This is a genomic window from Kribbella pratensis, from assembly GCF_004366075.1.
Lineage (GTDB): Bacteria > Actinomycetota > Actinomycetes > Propionibacteriales > Kribbellaceae > Kribbella > Kribbella pratensis.
The window spans coordinates 531,678-550,031 of the sequence record NZ_SODU01000004.1 but is presented as its reverse complement, the minus strand read 5'-3'; the positions used below and the strand labels follow the sequence as shown (position 1 = coordinate 550,031).

General features: G+C 68.2%; 20 protein-coding genes. 7 read left to right on the top strand and 13 right to left on the bottom strand.

Going from position 1 to position 18,354, the window contains the following annotated elements; translation table 11 throughout:
- Positions 1-990 (top strand): glutaminase A, encoded by a 990-nt coding sequence (gene glsA / locus EV137_RS34960; RefSeq protein ID WP_134132384.1) that lies wholly within the window; start codon positions 1-3, stop codon positions 988-990.
- 3 nt (positions 991-993) lie between these two features.
- Here the strand turns inward: glsA and EV137_RS34955 are convergent, their stop codons facing one another.
- From EV137_RS34955 to EV137_RS34945, 3 genes are read right to left on the bottom strand one after another with little or no spacing between them, the layout of a single operon-like run.
- Positions 994-2,103 carry a S1C family serine protease gene (locus EV137_RS34955; protein WP_202871279.1) on the bottom strand — a complete coding sequence of 370 codons (1,110 nt, stop codon included), beginning with the start codon at positions 2,101-2,103 and terminating at the stop codon, positions 994-996.
- 24 nt (positions 2,104-2,127) lie between these two features.
- Positions 2,128-4,071, bottom strand: coding sequence for a hypothetical protein (locus EV137_RS34950; protein WP_134132382.1), 1,944 nt, complete (start codon positions 4,069-4,071; stop codon positions 2,128-2,130).
- 6 nt (positions 4,072-4,077) lie between these two features.
- Positions 4,078-5,133, bottom strand: coding sequence for a lysylphosphatidylglycerol synthase domain-containing protein (locus tag EV137_RS34945; protein ID WP_166680099.1), 1,056 nt, complete (start codon positions 5,131-5,133; stop codon positions 4,078-4,080).
- 111 nt (positions 5,134-5,244) lie between these two features.
- Between EV137_RS34945 and EV137_RS34940 the strand changes: the two genes are divergently transcribed.
- A complete protein-coding gene (locus EV137_RS34940) occupies positions 5,245-5,472 on the top strand; it encodes a DUF8691 family protein (protein ID WP_134132378.1) in 228 nt (75 codons plus the stop codon).
- Between the two features lie 235 nt (positions 5,473-5,707).
- Here EV137_RS34940 and EV137_RS41880 read toward each other — a convergent pair whose 3' ends face one another.
- Both EV137_RS41880 and EV137_RS34930 read right to left on the bottom strand, forming a co-directional pair.
- Complete coding sequence (locus EV137_RS41880) at positions 5,708-7,165, bottom strand: aminotransferase class I/II-fold pyridoxal phosphate-dependent enzyme (protein ID WP_134132376.1); 1,458 nt, start codon at positions 7,163-7,165, stop codon at positions 5,708-5,710.
- A 65-nt stretch (positions 7,166-7,230) separates the two neighbouring features.
- Positions 7,231-7,431: a CDGSH iron-sulfur domain-containing protein gene (locus EV137_RS34930; RefSeq protein WP_134132374.1), complete on the bottom strand. Its 201-nt coding sequence runs from the start codon at positions 7,429-7,431 to the stop codon at positions 7,231-7,233.
- Positions 7,432-7,490: 59 nt separating this feature from the next.
- Between EV137_RS34930 and EV137_RS34925 the strand changes: the two genes are divergently transcribed.
- Positions 7,491-8,471, top strand: coding sequence for an iron-containing redox enzyme family protein (locus EV137_RS34925; protein WP_134132372.1), 981 nt, complete (start codon positions 7,491-7,493; stop codon positions 8,469-8,471).
- A gap of 33 nt (positions 8,472-8,504) precedes the next feature.
- A complete protein-coding gene (locus tag EV137_RS34920; RefSeq protein ID WP_134132370.1) occupies positions 8,505-9,182 on the top strand; it encodes a lysoplasmalogenase in 678 nt (225 codons plus the stop codon).
- Here the strand turns inward: EV137_RS34920 and EV137_RS34915 are convergent.
- Complete coding sequence (locus EV137_RS34915; RefSeq protein WP_134132369.1) at positions 9,125-9,361, bottom strand: hypothetical protein; 237 nt, start codon at positions 9,359-9,361, stop codon at positions 9,125-9,127. The genes EV137_RS34920 and EV137_RS34915 overlap by 58 nt on opposite strands.
- A 169-nt stretch (positions 9,362-9,530) precedes the next feature.
- On the opposite strand from EV137_RS34915, the gene EV137_RS34910 reads away from it, so the two are divergent.
- Positions 9,531-9,755 carry a DUF2188 domain-containing protein gene (locus EV137_RS34910; protein WP_134132367.1) on the top strand — a complete coding sequence of 75 codons (225 nt, stop codon included), beginning with the start codon at positions 9,531-9,533 and terminating at the stop codon, positions 9,753-9,755.
- Between the two features lie 9 nt (positions 9,756-9,764).
- Here EV137_RS34910 and EV137_RS34905 read toward each other — a convergent pair whose 3' ends face one another.
- From EV137_RS34905 to EV137_RS34895, 3 genes are all read right to left on the bottom strand, one after another.
- Positions 9,765-10,457, bottom strand: coding sequence for a GAF and ANTAR domain-containing protein (locus tag EV137_RS34905; RefSeq protein ID WP_134132366.1), 693 nt, complete (start codon positions 10,455-10,457; stop codon positions 9,765-9,767).
- Positions 10,458-10,529: 72 nt separating this feature from the next.
- The gene (locus tag EV137_RS34900) at positions 10,530-10,847 is read right to left on the bottom strand and encodes a MerR family transcriptional regulator (RefSeq protein ID WP_134132365.1); all 318 of its coding nucleotides are present in this window, start codon (positions 10,845-10,847) and stop codon (positions 10,530-10,532) included.
- 147 nt (positions 10,848-10,994) lie between these two features.
- The gene (locus tag EV137_RS34895; RefSeq protein ID WP_134013183.1) at positions 10,995-11,936 is read right to left on the bottom strand and encodes an acyl-CoA desaturase; all 942 of its coding nucleotides are present in this window, start codon (positions 11,934-11,936) and stop codon (positions 10,995-10,997) included.
- 166 nt (positions 11,937-12,102) lie between these two features.
- Between EV137_RS34895 and EV137_RS34890 the strand changes: the two genes are divergently transcribed.
- Positions 12,103-12,540, top strand: a complete 438-nt coding sequence (locus EV137_RS34890) for an SRPBCC family protein (protein WP_202870566.1) — start codon at positions 12,103-12,105, stop codon at positions 12,538-12,540.
- A 9-nt stretch (positions 12,541-12,549) separates the two neighbouring features.
- Here the strand turns inward: EV137_RS34890 and EV137_RS34885 are convergent, their stop codons facing one another.
- The 3 genes from EV137_RS34885 to EV137_RS34875 all read right to left on the bottom strand — a co-directional run bounded on the left by EV137_RS34885 (position 12,550) and on the right by EV137_RS34875 (position 15,020).
- Positions 12,550-12,996, bottom strand: a complete 447-nt coding sequence (locus EV137_RS34885) for an SRPBCC family protein (RefSeq protein WP_134132363.1) — start codon at positions 12,994-12,996, stop codon at positions 12,550-12,552.
- Positions 12,993-13,964, bottom strand: a complete 972-nt coding sequence (locus EV137_RS34880; protein WP_134013187.1) for a TIGR03557 family F420-dependent LLM class oxidoreductase — start codon at positions 13,962-13,964, stop codon at positions 12,993-12,995. Before EV137_RS34880 ends, EV137_RS34885 begins: the two co-directional genes overlap by 4 nt.
- Positions 13,965-14,030: 66 nt before the next feature.
- Entirely contained in the window at positions 14,031-15,020 is a 990-nt protein-coding gene (locus EV137_RS34875) for an SDR family oxidoreductase (protein ID WP_202871278.1), read from the bottom strand.
- A 137-nt stretch (positions 15,021-15,157) separates the two neighbouring features.
- Here EV137_RS34875 and EV137_RS34870 point away from each other — a divergent pair, with 137 nt between their 5' ends.
- A complete protein-coding gene (locus EV137_RS34870) occupies positions 15,158-16,945 on the top strand; it encodes a thiamine pyrophosphate-requiring protein (protein ID WP_134013191.1) in 1,788 nt (595 codons plus the stop codon).
- A gap of 15 nt (positions 16,946-16,960) precedes the next feature.
- Here the strand turns inward: EV137_RS34870 and EV137_RS34865 are convergent, their stop codons facing one another.
- Positions 16,961-18,271, bottom strand: a complete 1,311-nt coding sequence (locus EV137_RS34865; protein WP_134132361.1) for a cytochrome P450 — start codon at positions 18,269-18,271, stop codon at positions 16,961-16,963.
- Positions 18,272-18,354 lie beyond the last annotated feature (83 nt).

Sequence of the window (18,354 nt, the reverse complement as noted above, 5' to 3'; positions counted from 1 at the left end):
ATGGCGGCTCCGGGTCGGTACATATCGACGGGCGGCCTGCCCGCGCCTGTGACGATCGCCGAGCTGGTCCAATCGGCGTACGAGCGATTCCGTACGGTCGGCGACGGCACGGTGAGTGATGTCTATCCCGCCTTGGCCCGGGTTGATCCGACCGCGTTCGGAGTCTGTGTCGCGGCCACCGACGGCCGGCTGTTCGAGGCGGGTGAGTCGCGCCGGCCGTTCACCGTCATGAGTGTCGCCAAGCCGTTCGTGTTCGCGCTGGTCTGCGACGCGGTCGGTGTCGACGCCGTACGCAAGCTCGTCGGTGTGAACGCGACCGGACTGCCGTTCAACTCGGTGAAGGCGGTCGAGCAGTCCGCGGCCGGCCGCACGAATCCCATGGTGAACGCCGGTGCGATCGCGACAACCAGCCTGACGCCGGGTGGCTCCGTGGAGGACCGCTGGCAGTTCCTCGTCGACGGTCTGTCGCGGTTCGCAGGGCGCGAGCTCGTGATGGACGAGGACGTACTGGCGTCGGCTCTGGCGACGAACCACCGGAACCGGGCGCTCGCCGCGCTGTTGCGCAGTGTCGACGGTCTGGCCGGGGATCCCGCCGAGGCGACCGAGCTGTACACCAGACAGAGCTGCCTGTCGGTCACCGCGGCGGACCTCGCGGCGATGGGCGCGACGCTGGCGGACGGCGGCGTGTGCCCGACGACCCGGCAACGCGTGGTCGACTCCGATGTCGCTCGGGTGACGCTGGCGGTGATGACGATCGCCGGACTGTACGAGACGTCGGGGGACTGGCTGCTCGACGTCGGGGTTCCCGGTAAGAGCGGCATCGGTGGCGGCATCGTGACGGTCTCACCCGGTAAGGGCGCGCTGGGAACCTTCGGGCCGCGGCTGGACCAGGCGGGCAACAGTGTCACAGGGCAACTCGCGGCGCAGTTCCTGGCCCGTCGACTCGGCCTGGACCTGCTCGCCTCGCAGCCGGTCCCACCCGCGGGCTGAGCGCTACGGAGCGGCGAGCGTGAGGGTGGTGGTGGCGGACTTGCCGGCCCGCTCGTAGGTGAGATCGAGGGCGTCTCCGGCCTGACGGGTCAACGTCGCGACGACGATCTGCTCAGCGCTGACGGCTGGGTCGCCGTCGATCCTGGTGATGATGTCCCCGGCCTTCAGCCCGGCCTTCGCGGCTGGGCCGCCGGTGTCGACCGCGAGCACGAAGAGCCCGGTCGGGGATCCCGCGGCCTTGGCCACCGCGGGTGGTATCTCCTGGACCTGGAGGCCGGTCGTCGGGTGGCCGGGTTGCCCGGTTCGGATCAGCTGGTCGGCGATCGGTTTCGCCAGGTCGACCGGGATCGCGAAGCCGAGGCCGACACTTCCGCCGCCACTGGTACCGGCCGCATCCGGGACCGTGGCGATGGCGGCGTTGACGCCGACCAGACGCCCGGCGCAGTCCACCAGGGCGCCTCCGCTGTTGCCGGGGTTGATGGCCGCATCCGTCTGGATCGCGCCGATGAGATGGTGAGTCACCCCGTCGCCCGGCACCGGCACGTAGCGGTCCAGCGCGCTGACGATGCCGGAGGTGACGGTGCTGGACAGCCCGAGCGGAGCGCCGAGCGCCACCACCGGCTGGCCGACCTGCAGCGGTCCTGACGACCCCATGGAGATCAGCGGGTAGTCCTTCGCGCCGTCGGCGGCCTTGAGCACGGCCAGGTCGGTGCTCGGATCACGACCCACGATCGCGGCGTCCGAGCTCTGACCGTCGCTGTACTGGACGGAGACGGTGCCACCGCCTGCGGCGACCGAGATGACGTGGTCGTTGGTCAGGATGTACCCGCCTGCTTTGAAGATCTGCCCGGAACCTGTCCCGGCTTGGGCGCCTCGGCGAGCCGAGATCGTGACGACCGACGGCAGGACCTGGTTCGCGACCGGGATCGCGGCGCACATCGCCGTACCGGGGTCCGCCGCGTCGACGGATGACGACGCGACCGCGGCACTGTCGCGGCGCCGGACGGTCACGACCACGAGCGCGATGACCAGCGCGGCCACGATCACGCCCTCCGCGATCACCATCCACAGCAGGCGGCTGTGACCGGGCGGGGCTTGAGATTCCGGTGGCATGTCGTGCTCGACACTCCCTTCATCCTATCGAGCGTAGGTTCGGGGTACGGGCGGCAGCTCACCCGATCCGGGTGAATGCGCGGCGACCGCCCGGTCGAAGTACAGGTACGCGACGGCCGCGGACGCGACAGGCATCGCCAGTGCGAACAGGATCGACGACACGACATTGATCAAGGTGGCCGGCCAGTCCGTGCCGAGCAGCATCGCGATCCCCGCGACGGGCCCGGCCGCCAGCGCGAGTCCGACGACGATCGCCAGTGGTACGGCGGTTCGCCACCACCGTCCCTTCACCAGCACGCGGCTGCGTCTGAGCGCCGTACGGCCGGAGCACTGCTCGGCCAGGACGGCTGGTATGGCAAAAGCCCGACTCACCGCGTAGTAGATGGCGACGGGGATCGTCGCGACGAAGATCGTGAGGACGGTGATCACCAGGACGTACTGCCCGGCGGCGCGGGTCAGCGGTCGCCGGTCGGCAACCACCCGGCGCAGCGCGGCGTCGGTCGTCGCCGGGACACCTCGATCCAGTTGGTCGAGCGTCGCCGTGACGGCCGCGAGCAGAGCGACGTACGTCGCCATGGTCAGGATCGTGACCCCCAACGCGACCAGCGAGGCCCAGAAACCGGTCGCATCGTCGGTCGGAGCGCCGAGATCGGCGGGCGCGTCGTGCCTGGCTGTTTGCAGTCTGGCCAACAGCACGGTCACCAGGCCGAGCACTGCGAAGGCCGTGGCGAAGCCGGCGAACAGGCCTGGTCGGCGCCGGAACAGGCGGAGCGCGGCAACGATCGCCTGGCCCCAGGCCCGCCGCTTCCGTGCCGGAAGGGGATCGGCGTCGCTCCAGCGTGTACGGCTCGCCGCGAACCAGATCAGCACCACCAGTGCGGCGAGCAGGAGGCCGAGCAACCAGGTCCGGTCGAGTGTCTGGCGGAGCAGGATCGATCCGGTGCCGATCGCCGTACAGAAGGCGCCGGTACCGCTCGGCCCCAGCACGGTGCCCGCCGGCACCGTGTTGCTGTCGTCGCGCCAGGTCGACTCGGCGTCCTGGATGGGCTCGGTCCAGGAGGTCTTCATGTTCGGTCCGGTCGGACCGTCGAAGAACGACCGCTGCCGTTCGCCCCAGCGTCCCTCGAAGGCCAGCCAGGGATACTGCTTCAGATAGTCGGTGCGGGCCATCGGTACGTAGGCGACGCGGGGCCGGATCGCGGCCTGTGGCCTGGTGGTGTCGTCGCACCCCAGGCCCTCCGAACCGCGGCCGAGATACAGGCGCCGGCCGTACTTGTTGGCGTGTGAGCCTGCCGCGGGATAGACGACCGGATGCGTCCCGTCGACGAGCTCGAGCTTCGCGTCGCCCCACCGGGCACGTTCCGCTCCGCCGTGCTGGCTGAAGCCCACCGCCGTCGGGTGTGTCGTCAGTGCGGCGGAAGGCGTCGCCGCGTCGAACACGAGCCGGATCGACTCCCAGTCGCCTTCGTGGGTGTTGTTGTAGTCGTTGAAGACGTAGAAGAACCAGTATTCGAGCGAGAGCTGCCCGGGGAACCCGGGATCTGCGGCGACATGTGCGTAGACGGTCGCCGGATGCGCGGCGTTGATACGCGCGGACCACTCGGCATAGTCGCAGCCCGGCCGAAGAGGATCGCCGGGAAAGTCCAGGAAGTGCCCCGGGAACACGAGGCCGAGGTCGCTGGCCTTCGGCTGGGCCTTCACCAGGTCCGGCGGTCGCCACGGGCCGCGAAATGCGACCTGCTGGTCGCCCAGGACAGCTTCGACATCGGTGGGCTGGAACTGCTCGCCGTTCGCGCAGTCGGCCGAGTCCTCCTGGAGCCTGACCACGGGCGAGTACCGTTCGGCCAACATCCGTGCGGCGGTGTCTTGCGGTTCCTCCGCGGCGACGGCGTGATCAGGGTGCCAGAGGATCGCCACGGTGATCATGGCGGACAGCGCCAGTGCCAGAGCCCGCTTCCGGTAGATCACCGCGTCTCACCCGATCCGGGTGATGCCGCTGCTGGAGCGTCGCCACCAGAGGATCGCGAGCAGGCCCACGGCGACCGGCACGAACTGGACGGCGACTCGCCAGACCAGCAGCCCCGCCACGAGATCCGTCGCCTCGACCGCACTGTGGTTCGAGACGAAGGCGGCGTACGTCGCATCCAGAATTCCCGCGCCCATCAGTGGCAGACCGGTCAGCGGATAGATGACCAGGAAGCTGCAGAACAGGATCAGGAGGACCGGGCCGTCGACCTGGACGCCGACGAAAGCCAGACAGAGCACGAGAACGCCTGCCTCGACGACGATCAGGATCAGTTGACTGAGTACGGCGAGCCAGCCACGCTGCTGCATCCGATGCGCACTGTGCGACTGGAACGAGACCAGCCGCTGCTCCCACACCTCGGGTCCTGGACGCGCTGGGCGTACTCGGCGGATCAACCGGCCCAGCAGGCGTCCGAGCATCGCGGCGGTCCGCTCGGCACGCAAGGCATAGAGCGTGCCGGCGAGGAGTACGGCGGCGCCTGCGCCGAACACCAAGGCGGACCAGGCGAAGGGCGCGTAGAACTCGCGGCCCGCCCAGAAGACGGCAAAACCCATCACGGGTGCGCCCAGCCGGGCGACGTAGAACAGGATGGTCCCGAGGGTCAGTCCGGACGCGGCGTCCGTACTGTCGATGCCCCACGATCGCAACATGGCGAGCCGGATCACGACGTCGCCGGGAGAGGGGGCGATCGTGGCGACGGCCGCCGCGGCGACATCGCTGACCATCGCCCGCAGGTAGCTCAGACCGGCGACGAAGAGCGCGATCGGAGCGGCAAGTACCGAGCGACGGATCAGCATCGCGACCAGGAGTACGGCGATCTGCCAGAGGCTCAGGTGGGTGAGGGCATGCCCGACCTCATGCCAGTCGACGCCGCGGAGCAGCCGGAGCAGCAACCAGGCCACGACCGCGACGAGAACCACCCGGCCAAGGCGTACCAGCGGCTTCGGGATCCTTCGCGGTGCCGGGGGGACGGTCGGCAGCACCGGTTGAGGGGACTCGGCCACGTCACCCAGCCTGCGGTCCGGAACCACGGCGACCATCCCCCGATCCGGGGGAGTCGGCGACGCGCCAGGCGCAGCAGAGTCGTGGCGCCGGGCCGTGAAAGGGGCGTTCCCATGGGCCACTACGTCATCCGGGTCAATGGCAACCTGTCGCGCGAACTGACCGACGCGTTCCCTTCACTGGCTGCGGATGCGGAGCCGGCGCAGACAGTTCTGCACGGCTTCCTGGCCGACCAGGCGGCGCTGGCCGGCATCCTCAACCACTTGGACATGCTCGGCGTCGACATCATCGAGGTCATGCAGGTCCCACCGGCCCGTCGGCCGGACGGCAGGGTGGAGTAGCCAGGTGTGGCCCGTCGTCGGTGCGGTCCTGCCCCAGGCGACGGCGATCGCCCTGAGTCCCTGGTACCGCTGCTGTCCCTTTGCTGGTGGTGGGTTGGGTCGGAGATGATTGGAGATGATTGGAGATGATTGGAGCGGTCGCGCGCGCTGCTACCTTCAACGCGCGCGACCTCGGCAGCTGATAAACCCGCGGGTGTTTCAGTACCTGTTCATCCGGTGCCCCGCAAGCCCCCGATCATGTATCGGCGACCACGCGAATGCTCTTCAGGGACGGGTCAGCTGCGTCAGGGATGACCATGGTGGCTGTCTTCCCGGAGCGGAGATAGTCGATGACGCCGGCCGAGATGCGTTCGCCGGGGAGGATCACGGGGATGCCCGGCGGGTACGGCGTGACCTGCTCGGCGGCGATCCGGTCGGCAGCCTCCTCGACCGGCACGGTCTCCTGGGCGGCGAAGAAGGCTTCCCGCGGGAGCATCACCTGTTCGAGCTCGAGGTCCCGCGGCTCCGGGAGTACGACGCTGCTCGGCGCGGGCAGCGAGGTCCGGGTCAGGTCACCGAGGGCAGACACCAACCGGTCGGTCCGTTCCGGGGTGTCGGCGAACGTGAGCTGGGCGAGGATGCGGCGATGGTCGGAGAGGCCGACGTTCACGGCCCGTTCTTCGCGGAGCCAGTCGGCGGCCTGGTAGCCGGAGATACCGGCGTCGAGGGTGTCGATCATGATCTGCAGCCGGTCGAGGTCGTGTGACGCTTCCTTGGCCACGAGTTGTTTCTCGATGACGCGTAGCCCAGGCAGCTCGTCGATCGACGCACGTACGGCGTGAGCCAGGCGGAGCGCGGAGCCGAGCAGTTCCCGACCGTCGCGGACCATCTGCCGGCGCCATCCGTCCATCGCGGCGTACAGCAGGACGTTCGGGCTCGTCGTGGACAGCAGGTCCGCGCTCTGCTTCAGCCGGACCGGGTCGATCAGGTCACCTTGCAGATGGAAGACCGAGCCCTGCTCGAACCCGGCGCCCATCTTGTGCACGGACACGACGCAGACATCGGCGTCGGCATCCATCGCCCACGTCGGCAGGTCGTCGTGGAACGGCAGGTGGGCGCCCCAGGCTTCGTCCACGATCAGAGGTTTGCCATGGTCATGGCAGACCCGCGCGATGGACTTCAGGTCGCTGCAGGTCCCGTACGGCGACGGGCTGGTGACCAGTGCGCCGACCGCCTCCGGGTGCTCGGCGAATGCCTCGTCGTACGCCTCCGGACTGGGCGGATGCGCCAGGTGCAGCTCTCGATCCCATCGCGGCCGGACCCATACAGGCTGGATGCCTGTCAGCGTCAGGCCGGCGATCACGGACTTGTGGGCGTCGCGGCCGACGAGCATGGTTTCGCCGGGCGCGGCGACGGCCATCATGGCGCTCTTCACCGAAAGAGAGCTGCCACAGGTCGAGAAGAACGCCTGCTGTGCACCGACTGCGTCGGCCATGAGTTCCTGCGCGCGCTCCAGGACCCGGTTGCTCGATCGGCGATCGTCGAGAGCGCCAGTGGCGAGCACGTCGGAGTGGAAAACCTCCGGTCCGAGCACCCGGCGTACGGCGTCGTCCGCGCCGAGGCCCTGTTTGTGTCCAGGCGGAGCGAAGTCGAGGTATCCGCGGTCGTGGTACTCCGCGAGCGCGTCCAGAACGGGGCTCTCGTCGTGATCCATACCTGCCAGGTGCCCGGACCGTTTCGGAGATATTCCGGGACCGCGAACGGACAGTGCGCGACCGGTCACGTGGGCGGTTGCTTCGGCGGGCGGGTGATTGGCAGGGTGTGGGTGCCGTCGCAGAACGGGGGGATGCCGCTGCGCCCGCAGCGGCACAGCGCGATCGTACGGCGGCCGGCTGGTATCGGATCGCCGTTCTCGTCCAGGAGGTCGAACTCGCCGCGGACGAGCAGCGGACCGTCGGGGTACGCACGGATCTCGGTCATGCGGTCGCGGTACCCACCGATGAGCGGTTCTACGAAGAACCCGCGGGTACCGAACCAGCATGCAGCTACCACCACCACGGGGGCCGCTCAGCACCTGGCTGACGACGAGTCTCAGACAATCCGATGCGCCGCCCCGATCCGTCGAGGTCGGCGCGACCACGTGTCCGTACGCCGATGACGACCTCCAGGTCGCGCTCTGGATCGCCTACGAGTTGTATTACCGCGGCTTCGACGACGTAGAGCCCGAACGCCAATGGGATCCGCACATCGTCGCCTTCCGATCCAGCCTGGAGCGGCCGTGGAGCGAGTGGCTGGAAGCCAACTGCCGCGTCACTGCGAGCAAGCAACCTGTCGCGACGCAGCTACGGACGCTGATCGACGCCGCCGACGGTCCGCGACTGGCGCCGTACCTGCGTCGGCATGCGACACGCGAGCAGTTCCGGGAGTTCGTGCTGAACCGGTCCGTGTACCAACTCAAGGAGGCCGACCCGCACAGCTTCGGTATCCCGCGCCTGGACGGTGCCGCCAAGGCCGCGCTGGTCGAGATCGAGGCCGACGAGTACGGCGGTGGCCGGCGCGAGCGGATGCATTCGGAGCTGTTTCGTACGACGATGCGCTGGCTGGGCCTCGACGACGCGTACGGTCGCTACGTTCCCGACGTACCCGCCGTCACGCTGGCGGTGTCGAACGTGATGTCGCTGTTCGCACTGCATTCTCGGTGGACTGCCGCACTCCTCGGTCACTTGGCGGCGCTCGAGATGACCTCCACACTTCCCAACCGGCAGTACGCGACCGGAGCCGTGCGTCTCGGTGCCTCGGAGGACCAGGCCCGCTACTTCACCGAGCACGTCGAGGCCGACGCCGTCCACGAGCAGATCGCCGCGCACGACCTGTGCGGCAGCTACGTGCAGGAACATCCCGACGCGATCGGCGACGTACTGTTCGGCGCCCGTTGCGCTCTGACACTGGACGATCTCTCGGCCGACCACCTGCTGACCAAGTGGAACGCGGCCACATCTTCAGTACGCCGCTGCGGCTGACAACCATCGTTTCTCACCGGGTACCGGGCCGGTGTGAGCATCGCCTATCTCGATCGGGGCCGGTGCTGGACGAACGGGTACTGGGCCAGCGCGGTGATTCATCTTGCGGCCGTGGCCTTCGATTCCGCCGTACTGCGACTGTTGTCAAAGGCAACTCTCATGCCGGCGCTCGCATGGTGGGTGCGCTCGTGCGACGGTCCACCGCTGCTCGTTGCCGCGCTGTTCGCGTCCGCAGCCGGTGATCTCCTGATGGAGCTCAACTTCGTGCTGCCCGGGATGGCGATGTACGCGGCCGCCCATGCCTGCTACGTGGCGCTGTTCAGCCACGGAGCGCGGCGGAGATCATGGCAGGTGCTCGCGGCCTACGGAGTCGTGTATCTGGCGTCGATGGTTGCGTTGTGGCCCGGGCTCGGCGTTTACCGCGGTCCGGTGACGGCCTACGCGATCATGCTCACGGCGACCGCGGTGACGTCGTGGTGGTACGGCGGCCGGGCGGGCCTGGGCGGAGCTTTGTTCCTGGCCTCGGACGCGATGATCGGCGCTGGACTCGCGGGTCATGACTTCCCGCTCCGCAACCTGCTTCTCAAGACTGCGTACGGCGCCGGCCAGTACCAGATCGCACTGGGAGTCCTGAGCGCGGGAAGCGTTGGGGATCAGTCCGGGGGCTCGACGGGGCGGCCCTCTGTGCCGGTTGTTACGTCCTCGTCCTGAGGAGCACGGCGTCCGTCATCGGTCGGCTCCGGGCCGCGGGACCGTTGCCCTTCGTCGTGCTCGACCTTGTCGAAATCCAGGCCGCCTTTCTCGAGCTCGTCGTTCTCCAACGCCTCGTTGAGCTCGGTGTCGCTGACGGTCTTGTGCTTGTCATCAGGATTGGGCCGGTCGAAACTCATCGTCGCCTCCTGGGTCGGATGCCGACCCGGTATCCCGGCCGAAGCCCGCTCAACCCTCGGCGCTGTCAGCGATTCGATGACGAACAGTCTTGTCATCGAATCGATGACATGATATCTCAGAAAGAGCGTGTTGAGGCGACGGCTGCGCGTCGAAAGAGAGGTGAGGGCGATGGCCGTTGGCGACGTCGAAACCTACTGCGAGAACGGCATCTGGAAGACCCGGTGGTACGGCAGCACAAAGCCGTTTTCCACCGGCGGTGGAAAACAACGACAGGTCAGCCGAGGCGCGACGGTGGCCCAGTGGTACGGCGTCGACCACATCGTCACGAACCCCGACGGCACCATCGCCGAACACAACTCGTACCACTACCGCAGACAGGACCTCGCGAGCTGACGGATCGACTCAGCGGGGGAGTTTGCGGGTCTCGATCAGCTGCTGGGCGACGTCGCGCAGTTTGGTGTTGGTGTCCTGGGAGTAGCGCCGCAGGACAGCGAAGGCCTGATCGCCGTCCAGGTCGAAGCGTTCCATCAGGATGCCCATCGCCTGTCCGACCAGCTTGCGGGCATCCACGGCCTGGGCCAGGTCTACTTCATGGCGGGCGGTGGCCACCGCGACCGAGGCGTGCCGGGCCAGGATGTGGGCGATTGCCTCGTCGTCGACGGTGAATGCGTTCGGCTCTGCGTGGTACAGCGACAGGACCCCGGTGGTCTGGCCGTTGACCTTCATTGGGACATGGAGTGCGCTTCCGATTCCGGCGTTCACGGCGGCGGGTTGCCAGCACGGCCAGCGGTCATCGGCCGCGACATCGTGAACAGTGACCGTCCGGCCGGACAACGCGGTCAGCAGTGGACCCTCGCCGGCGTCGATCTGGAACCGGTACAACGTCTCGACGACCGGGTCGGTGACAGCCCCGACCTCCGCGCGGCCACCGCGGGCGATGAGCGCGACACCCGCATGAGTGCAGTCGGCGGCATGTAACGCGAACTGCACCACGGCCTCCAGGGTCTCGTCCACCCCGGCAGCGTCGTGCAACTCCAGCGCGAACTGCGCGAACCTGCCCGCGTCGAACACTTCGGCGGGCTCTGTCAGGGACATCTCGGTCTCCAAGCGGGATGCGCGGTTGTGGTGGTGCACCCCGGTCGCCGAGCCCAGCCGATGCCGTGGTGCCTAACCCTGGTCTCGCATTTGTTCATTGATCCGCAGGGCGTCTGCGAGCTGATCTTCCAAGATGATGATTCGACAGGCCGCCTCGAGCGTGGTGCCCTGGTCGACGAGTTCGCGCGCCCTGGCCGCGAGGCGCAGCTGGTAACGCGAGTAGCGGCGATGACCACCGTCGGAGCGCTGCGGGTCGATCAGTTTTGCCTCGCCCAGGCTCCGGAGGAAACCCGGCGTGGTTCCGAGCATCTCGGCGGCCCGGCCCATGGTGAAGGCCGGACAGTCGTCATCGTCGAAGCTGGCCGGCCCGTCGGCCGGTTCTGAGCTCATCGGAGTCTCCGTGTGTCTGGGGTCATCGAGCCTCCACGCCCCGGCGCGTTCTTCTCTGTCAACACCAGGAAGATTACATCGACCGATTCCGAATGTCTATGCTCGCCACGATAGATATTGCGACGAGTCCATGACAGCTTCGGCGGGTCAGCTGACTACGGCGCGCTTCTTCTCGAGGCGTGCGGGATCCGGCCATCTCACGTCGTACGCCCACCCGAACCGTTCGAACTGTTTGATGAGCCAGGCGTTGATGTCGATCTGTCCCTTGAGTACGCCGTGGCGTGCGCACGTGGGGTCGGCGTGATGGAGGTTGTGCCATGACTCGCCCTGGCTGAGGATGGCCAGCCACCAGACGTTGCCTGACCTGTCTCGGGCCGTGAAGGGTTTCTTGCCGGAGACGTGACAGATCGAGTTGATCGAGAAGGTGACATGGTGCATGAGGGCGACACGGACCAGAGTGCCCCAGAAGAAGCCGGTAGCGGCACCGTGCCACGACCTGTCCCACAGCCCGCCGATGAGCGCGGGCGCCAGCAGCGAGATCGCGGCCAGCCAGCGGAAGTGCCGCGAGATCGCTGCCAGGTCGCGGTCGTGCAGGAGGTCCGGCGCGTAGTGCTTGGGGTCGGCACGATCTTGGCCCCACAGCACCCATCCGGCATGGGCGAAGACGAATCCCTTGGTGACCGCCCACGCGCTGGTGCCGTAGCGCCAGGGGGAGTGCGGATCTCCCTCGCGATCGGAGAACTTGTGGTGTTTGCGGTGGTCGGCCACCCAGCGGATCACCGGCCCTTCGAGCGCCATGCTCCCGGCGATCGCGAGTGCGATCTTCAGGCCGCGCCTGCTCTTGAACGAGCCGTGGGTGAAGCATCGGTGATACCCGGCACCGATGCCGGTGGTCGTGATCACGTAGAACACGATCAGGACGACGACGTCGTGCCACCCGATCCAGCCGCCCCAGGCGAAGACGATCGCCGGCAGCAGCGCGATGGTGGGTACGACGATGAACACCCAGATGAGCGCCCGCTCGAGGGGTCCGCCGACGGCTTGGAACTCGATCGGAGCCGAGGCGTCCGCACTTGCTGATGTACTCATGGCCCACTCCTGCACCCGCGCATGGCGGACGACCACAGCAGCCTCGGCTCACTACGCATACCAGTACAGGTGCCCGCATCCGTCAGCTGCCATGCGTTGTGCGCACCGCAGAGCACCCCGGCAAAGCAGGGCGTGGACGTGCGGTGGATGGGGTACCGCGTGCGGGGTGAGTGAAAACGAGTGCCTGATCGAGGCGAGTGTCGAGGACGTGTTCGCGATTCTCACGAACGGCTGGTCGTACGCCGCGTGGGTGGTGGGCGCGTCGAGGATCCGGGACGTCGACCCGCCGTGGCCGGAGCCCGGTGGCCGGATCCATCACTCGGTGGGTGCGTGGCCTTTCCTGCTGGACGACACCACGAAGGTCCTCGAATACGAGCCGCTGCAGCGGCTGCGACTGCAGCTCCGGGTCTGGCCCGCGGGGTACGGCGAGGTGGAGTTCCGGGCGACGAAGACCTCGGACGGGTGCTGCCGCTTGGTGATGACCGAGCGGGCCACCAGCGGCCCGATCGCGCTGTTGCCGGAGCGACTGGCCGACCTGATGCTGCACCCCCGCAACGCCGAGGCGCTTCGCCGCCTCAAACTCCTGGCGGAGAAGCGCTCCTGACGTGCGCTGTCAGGAATCGGACTCGGTGGGGAGATGCTGCTCCACGGCGGTCTTGATGCCGGACAGGGCTTGTTGGAGTTCGTCGTCGACCGGAGTGGGGTCGGTGGTGTGCAGGCGGACCGTCAGTTTCGACGTTCCGTCGGCGACGAAGTCGACGATGAGCTCGCCGTGGTAGTCGTGGGCGCCCTCGGTGCTCCACCGGAGGATGCGGTCCTCGGCGAGGACGTCGACCCAGCCCTCCCGGCGCCCGCCGGCGGCGGTGACGTCGATCTCTTCGTGCACGGCTTGGTGCGGCCGCCGGGCCTCGGGACCCTGCGCTTCCACGGGGGTCGCCTTGGTGCGGTGCAGTGCGGTCAGCTGCGGCAGGTACTCAGGCAGATGGTCGAGGTCCGACAGTCGGTCGAACAGGATGTTCGGCGCGACGTCGACGGTGGTCCAGGCTTCGTGGCTGGTCATGAGTGCTCCTTGTGCAGGCGGAGCTCGGGGAGGATTTCGGTGCGGTAGAGGTTCATCATGTCGACGGTGTGCGGGCCGATGTTGGCGACGTACACCTCGTCGAACCCGGCCTCGACGTACGGCGTGAACGCGTCGACGTGGACGTCCGCCTTCGGGCCGCAGGCAACGGACTGCGCCGTGGACTCCTTGGTCACCAGCTGGCTGGCCTGCTCGAAGTGCCGCGGTGACGGGAGCACCTGGGCGAGCTCGCCGGGGACGCCGGCGTTGGCCCAGATCCGGTGGGCCTGTTCGATGCCTTCGTCTTCGGTCGGCGCGTAGCTGACCTTGAACCCGGCCTGCGCCGGCTTCGACCCGCCGCCGTTGTCGCGGAAACGCTGCAGCAGGTCGCGGTCGGGTGCGGTGGTGATGTAGCCGTCGGCGATCCGCGCCGCGACATCGGTTGCCTCAGGCCCGAATCCGGACATGTAGATCGGCAACGGCTCCTGCGGCCGGGTGTAGATCCGCGCGGTGTCGACCGTGTAGTGCTTGCCGTGATGGTTGACGAATCCGTCCTCGGTCCACAGCCGGCGCATGATCTCGACCGCTTCCTCGAGCATTTCCAGCCGTACGTCGAGCGTGGGCCAGACCGTGCCGAGGATGTGCTCGTTCAACGCCTCACCGGTCCCGACCCCGAGCGTGAACCGTCCGTTCAGCAGTACGGCGCTGGTCGCGGCCGCCTGCGCGATCACGGCCGGATGGATCCGTACCGTCGGACAGGTGACCGCGGTCGTCACCGGCAGCTCGCACACCTGGGAGATCGCGCCGATCGTCGACCAGACGAACGCGCTCTCGCCCTGCTCGTCGTTCCAGGGATGGAAGTGATCGCTGATCCACAAGCCGTCGAACCCGGCCTCTTCGGCCATCCGGGCCTGCTCGATCAGTTCAGCGGGCGAGTATTCCTCGCTGGACAAGAAGTATCCGATCTTCACGCGCACCTCCGCGTTGCTCGTCACCCATCGGGTGCCCGATGTCGTGTTCTCCAATCGCCGGGCCTGTTACCGGCGGTTGCGGCCCCAGGAGACCGCTGCCGCAGTAGCGCCTGCGGCGAATGCTCCGACCAGTCCGCGATGCCTGGAGGCCCAGGTCTGGAGACTGCGCGGCGTCGACCGTTCGTCGAACGCCCCGTGAGCGCCGTAGTCGCGCTCCTCGTCGGCGGGTTCCCACAGATTCGCGGCCTTCTCGGGGGGCTGGTCGCTCTGTTGTCCCTTGTAGCCGGTGCGCGCCAGGTAGCGGTCCAGGAGCCCGGCGGCGAACTTGTTCGCGATCAGCGTGCCCACGGTCGGAGCCCCGACCCAGTACTCGCGCCGGCGCGGGTGATCGGCCGCGTAGACGACGGCGTCCGCGGCGACTTCCGGCTGAAAGATCGGCGGCACGGGCTGCGGGTGCTTCGGCAACCGGGACAACACCCACGAGAACTGCGGTGTGTTGACGGCCGGCATCTGGACCATGGTCACGTGCACGTCGGACTTGTCGTGCAGCAGTTCGCACCGCAACGAGTCATGGAAACCCTGGATCGCGTGCTTCGCCCCGCAGTACGCCGACTGCAGCGGGATCCCGCGGTACGCGAGCGCCGACCCCACCTGCACGATCGCGCCGTGGTCGCGCGGCTTCATCCGGCGGAGCGCGGCCCGGGTTCCGTGGACGTACCCGAGATAGGTCACCTCGGTGGTTCGTTTGAACTCGCTGGGCTCGATCTCCAGGAACGGCGCGAACACCGACGAGAAGGCGACGTTCACCCAGACGTCGATCGGCCCGAGTTCCTTCTCCACCTGATCCGCGGCGGCCTCGACCTTTTCGTAGTCGGCGACGTCGACCTCGATCGGAAGCGCGGTTCCGCCGGCCGCGGTGACGTCACGGACAGCGCCTTCGAGTCCCGCCTCGCCGCGGGCAAGCAACGCGACCTTGTCGCCGCGCCGGGCGAAGGCGACCGCGCTCGCCCGGCCGATGCCGCCGCTGGCGCCGGTCACTACCACAACCTGTCCCACGCGATCCTCCTCAGGAGCTGGTCCGACCATCGAGCGGACGCCTCTCCGGTGACCACGACGGGCCGCTCGAAACCCGTTTGCTGCCGAACACCCCGGGTACCGGCCAGGACCGGCCGGGTCTCGTCGGGAGGATGGACATGAGCACGACAGTTGGCGACTACGTACTCCAGCGGCTGCGTGACTGGGGTGTCGAGCACGTCTTCGGGTACGCCGGGGACGGCATCAACGGACTGCTCTCCGCGTGGCAGAAGGCGGACAACCAGCCGCGGTTCGTCCAGGCCCGGCACGAGGAGATGGCGGCCTTCGAAGCGGTCGGGTACGCCAAGTTCACCGGCCGCGTCGGTGTCTGTACGGCGACCAGCGGGCCGGGCGCGATCCACCTGCTGAACGGGCTGTACGACGCGAAGCTCGATCACGTTCCTGTGGTGGCGATCGTGGGGCAGACGGCGCGGAGCGCGATGGGCGGCAGCTATCAGCAGGAGGTCGACCTGCACACGCTCTTCAAGGACGTCGCGTCCGACTACTGCGAGACGGTGATGGTCGCGGAGCAGCTGCCGAACGTCCTCGACCGGGCGATCCGGATCGCGGCGGCCCGGCGTACCGTGACAGCGCTGATCATCCCCTCGGACGTCCAAGAGTTGGAGTACACGGCGCCGTCGCACGCGTTCAAGATGGTGCCGTCGAGCCTGGACCTGACCTGGTCGGCGCCGGTCCCGGCGGCCGAGCAGCTCGAGCGGGCCGCGGAGATCCTGAACGCGGGTTCGCGGGTCGCGTTCCTGGTCGGTCAAGGTGCCCGTGGGGCGGCGAGCGAGGTCACGGAGCTCGCGGAGCTCACCGGAGCCGGTGTCGCGAAAGCCCTGCTGGGCAAGGACGTTCTGTCCGACGAGCTGCCGTGGGTGACAGGCTCGATCGGGCTGCTCGGGACGCGGCCGTCGTACGAGCTGATGACGGATTGCGACACCTTGCTGGTCGTGGGATCGAACTTCCCCTATTCGCAGTTCCTGCCCGAGTTCGGCAAGGCGCGGGCGATCCAGGTCGATCTCGATCCCACGATGGTCGGGATGCGGTACCCGTTCGAGGTGAACCTGGTCGGGGACGCGTCACGGACTCTGCGCGCGCTCATTCCGCTCGTGCAGCGCAAGGACGACCGGTCGTGGCGGTCGGGCGTCGAGAGCAACGTCAGGCGCTGGTGGGAGGTCATGGAGCGTCGCGCGCACACCTCGGCGGATCCGATCAACCCGGAGCTGGTGTTCCACGAGTTGTCGCAGCGGCTGCCGCGCGACGCGATCCTCGCGGCGGACTCCGGATCGGCGGCGAACTGGTACGCGCGGCACATCCGGATGCGCGCAGACATGCGGGGATCGCTGTCCGGGACGCTGGCCACGATGGGTCCTGGTGTGCCGTACGTGATCGGCGCGAAGTTCGGGCTCCCGGACCGGCCCGGCTACGCGCTGGTGGGTGACGGCGCGATGCAGATGAACGGGATCAACGAGCTGATCACGATCGCGAAGTACTGGCAGGAGTGGGCGGATCCGCGCCTGGTGGTCGCCGTACTGCACAACAACGATCTGAACCAGGTGACGTGGGAACTGCGGGCGATGGGAGGCTCGCCCCAGTTCCTGCCTTCGCAGGAGCTGCCGGAGTTCCCGTACGCCGGGTACGCGAGGCTGCTCGGGCTGCACGGAGTGACGGCCGAGAAGCCCGAGGAGGTCGTGCCGGCCTGGGAGGAGGCGCTGCGGGCGGATCGCCCGTGCGTGGTCGAGTTCCGCACCGATCCCGCGGTGCCGCCGATTCCGCCGCATGCGACCTGGGACCAGATCGAGAAGGCGGCGGAGTCGATCGTGCGCGGTGACAGCGACCGTTCCTCGATGATCAAGCAGGGGTTCAAGTCCAAGGTTCAGGAGTTCCTGCCCGGCCGGTCCTGACGTTCTCAGGGTTTCTCAGCTGTCGCGACGTCTCCAGAAGCCGATGCGTACGTCGGCGTGGTTGAACGTGCCGGGCATCGGCCCGGCCAGCTTCGCGCGGGTCGTTGGATCGACATCGAGGTCGTAGCGGTCGGCGAGGTGGCTGACCGCGGCGCTGGTGGTGAGCAGTACGACGTTCCGTCCGGGGCACCCTGCGGGACCTTCGCTGAACGGGACGATCGGCCAGGAACCGTCGGCGCGGCCGTCCAGCCAGACAGCCGGTTCGAATCGGTTCGCGAAGTCGAGTGCGTCGTCGTCGCGATGGAACACCGAGCTCACGATCACGAACTCGGTTCCGGCCGGCGCGATCCTGCCACGCCATTCGGTGTCCTCGTGCGACTGGCGCAGGATGACCAGAGTGGTGGGCCACAACCGGACGGACTCCTGCATCGCGGCGCCGGCGTGGGCCAGCAAGGGGGAAGCCTCCGGGTGACGCGCCTCGGCGACGATGGGCTCGAGGCGCGACTGGTCGGTGCCGAGGACGGCGAGGAGTCGCCAGAGCGCGATGCCGGCGGCGTCGAAGGCGAACAGCCAGTGCGGCACCTGACCGGCCGGGTCGAGTGTCTCGGACCGTCGGTCGAGGGCTTCGACGAGGCTTCCGGTTTCGGCCTTGTCGACGTACTGGGAAACCGTCGCGAGGAAACGGGCGCGCGTATCGTCGTGCCCCGGGCCCAGCTGTGCCCAGTTCGCGTCGGCGCGGAGCTGGTCGAGCTGCTCGGTGAGTTCCACGTCGCTGCGGGCGGCGTCCCCGAGCACGATCCGGCGTACGACGCGGGACCAGACGCTGCGGAAGTCGTCCCAGCCGAGAGTGCGGGCGTCCAGGCCGTCCAGCTCCTCGTGGACCACGTCGACGAACCGGTGGCCGTGACGATGGACAGGGAGGTGACTGTCGAGGGCATCCTCGTTCAGCTCACGACGTCCGGCCCGCAGCGACGAGTTGGTCGTCAGGACCGCGTGCGGCTGGAAGTGCGTCAGCGCCCCGATCTTCAGACCGGTTGCGGCGGCGAACGGTTCGGGCGTTTCCTTCAGCAGTCGATGGACGTCGTCGGCAGCGAGAACGAGTGCGATCGTGCGCCCGGCGATCCGCAGCAGGACGGGCCCCTCGCCGTACCGGCCACGGAGTCGCCGGACGCGACGAAGCGCGCGGTCGTCCACGCGCAGCTTCTCGGCGAGCGTGCCCAGCCTGGGTCTGCGAAGGATCGGTCCCTGGGCAACGACCGGTCCGAGGACGTCTCGCAGGATCCGCGCGCTGTCCGGCGCGGAAGCGATTGGCAGCAGTGTCGACATGACCGTCAGGTGTCCGCCGCTCCGCTGCCGAAACGGTCGGGTCTGCCACGAGGCGTGCACGGCCCGAGGGCGGGGTACCGGCA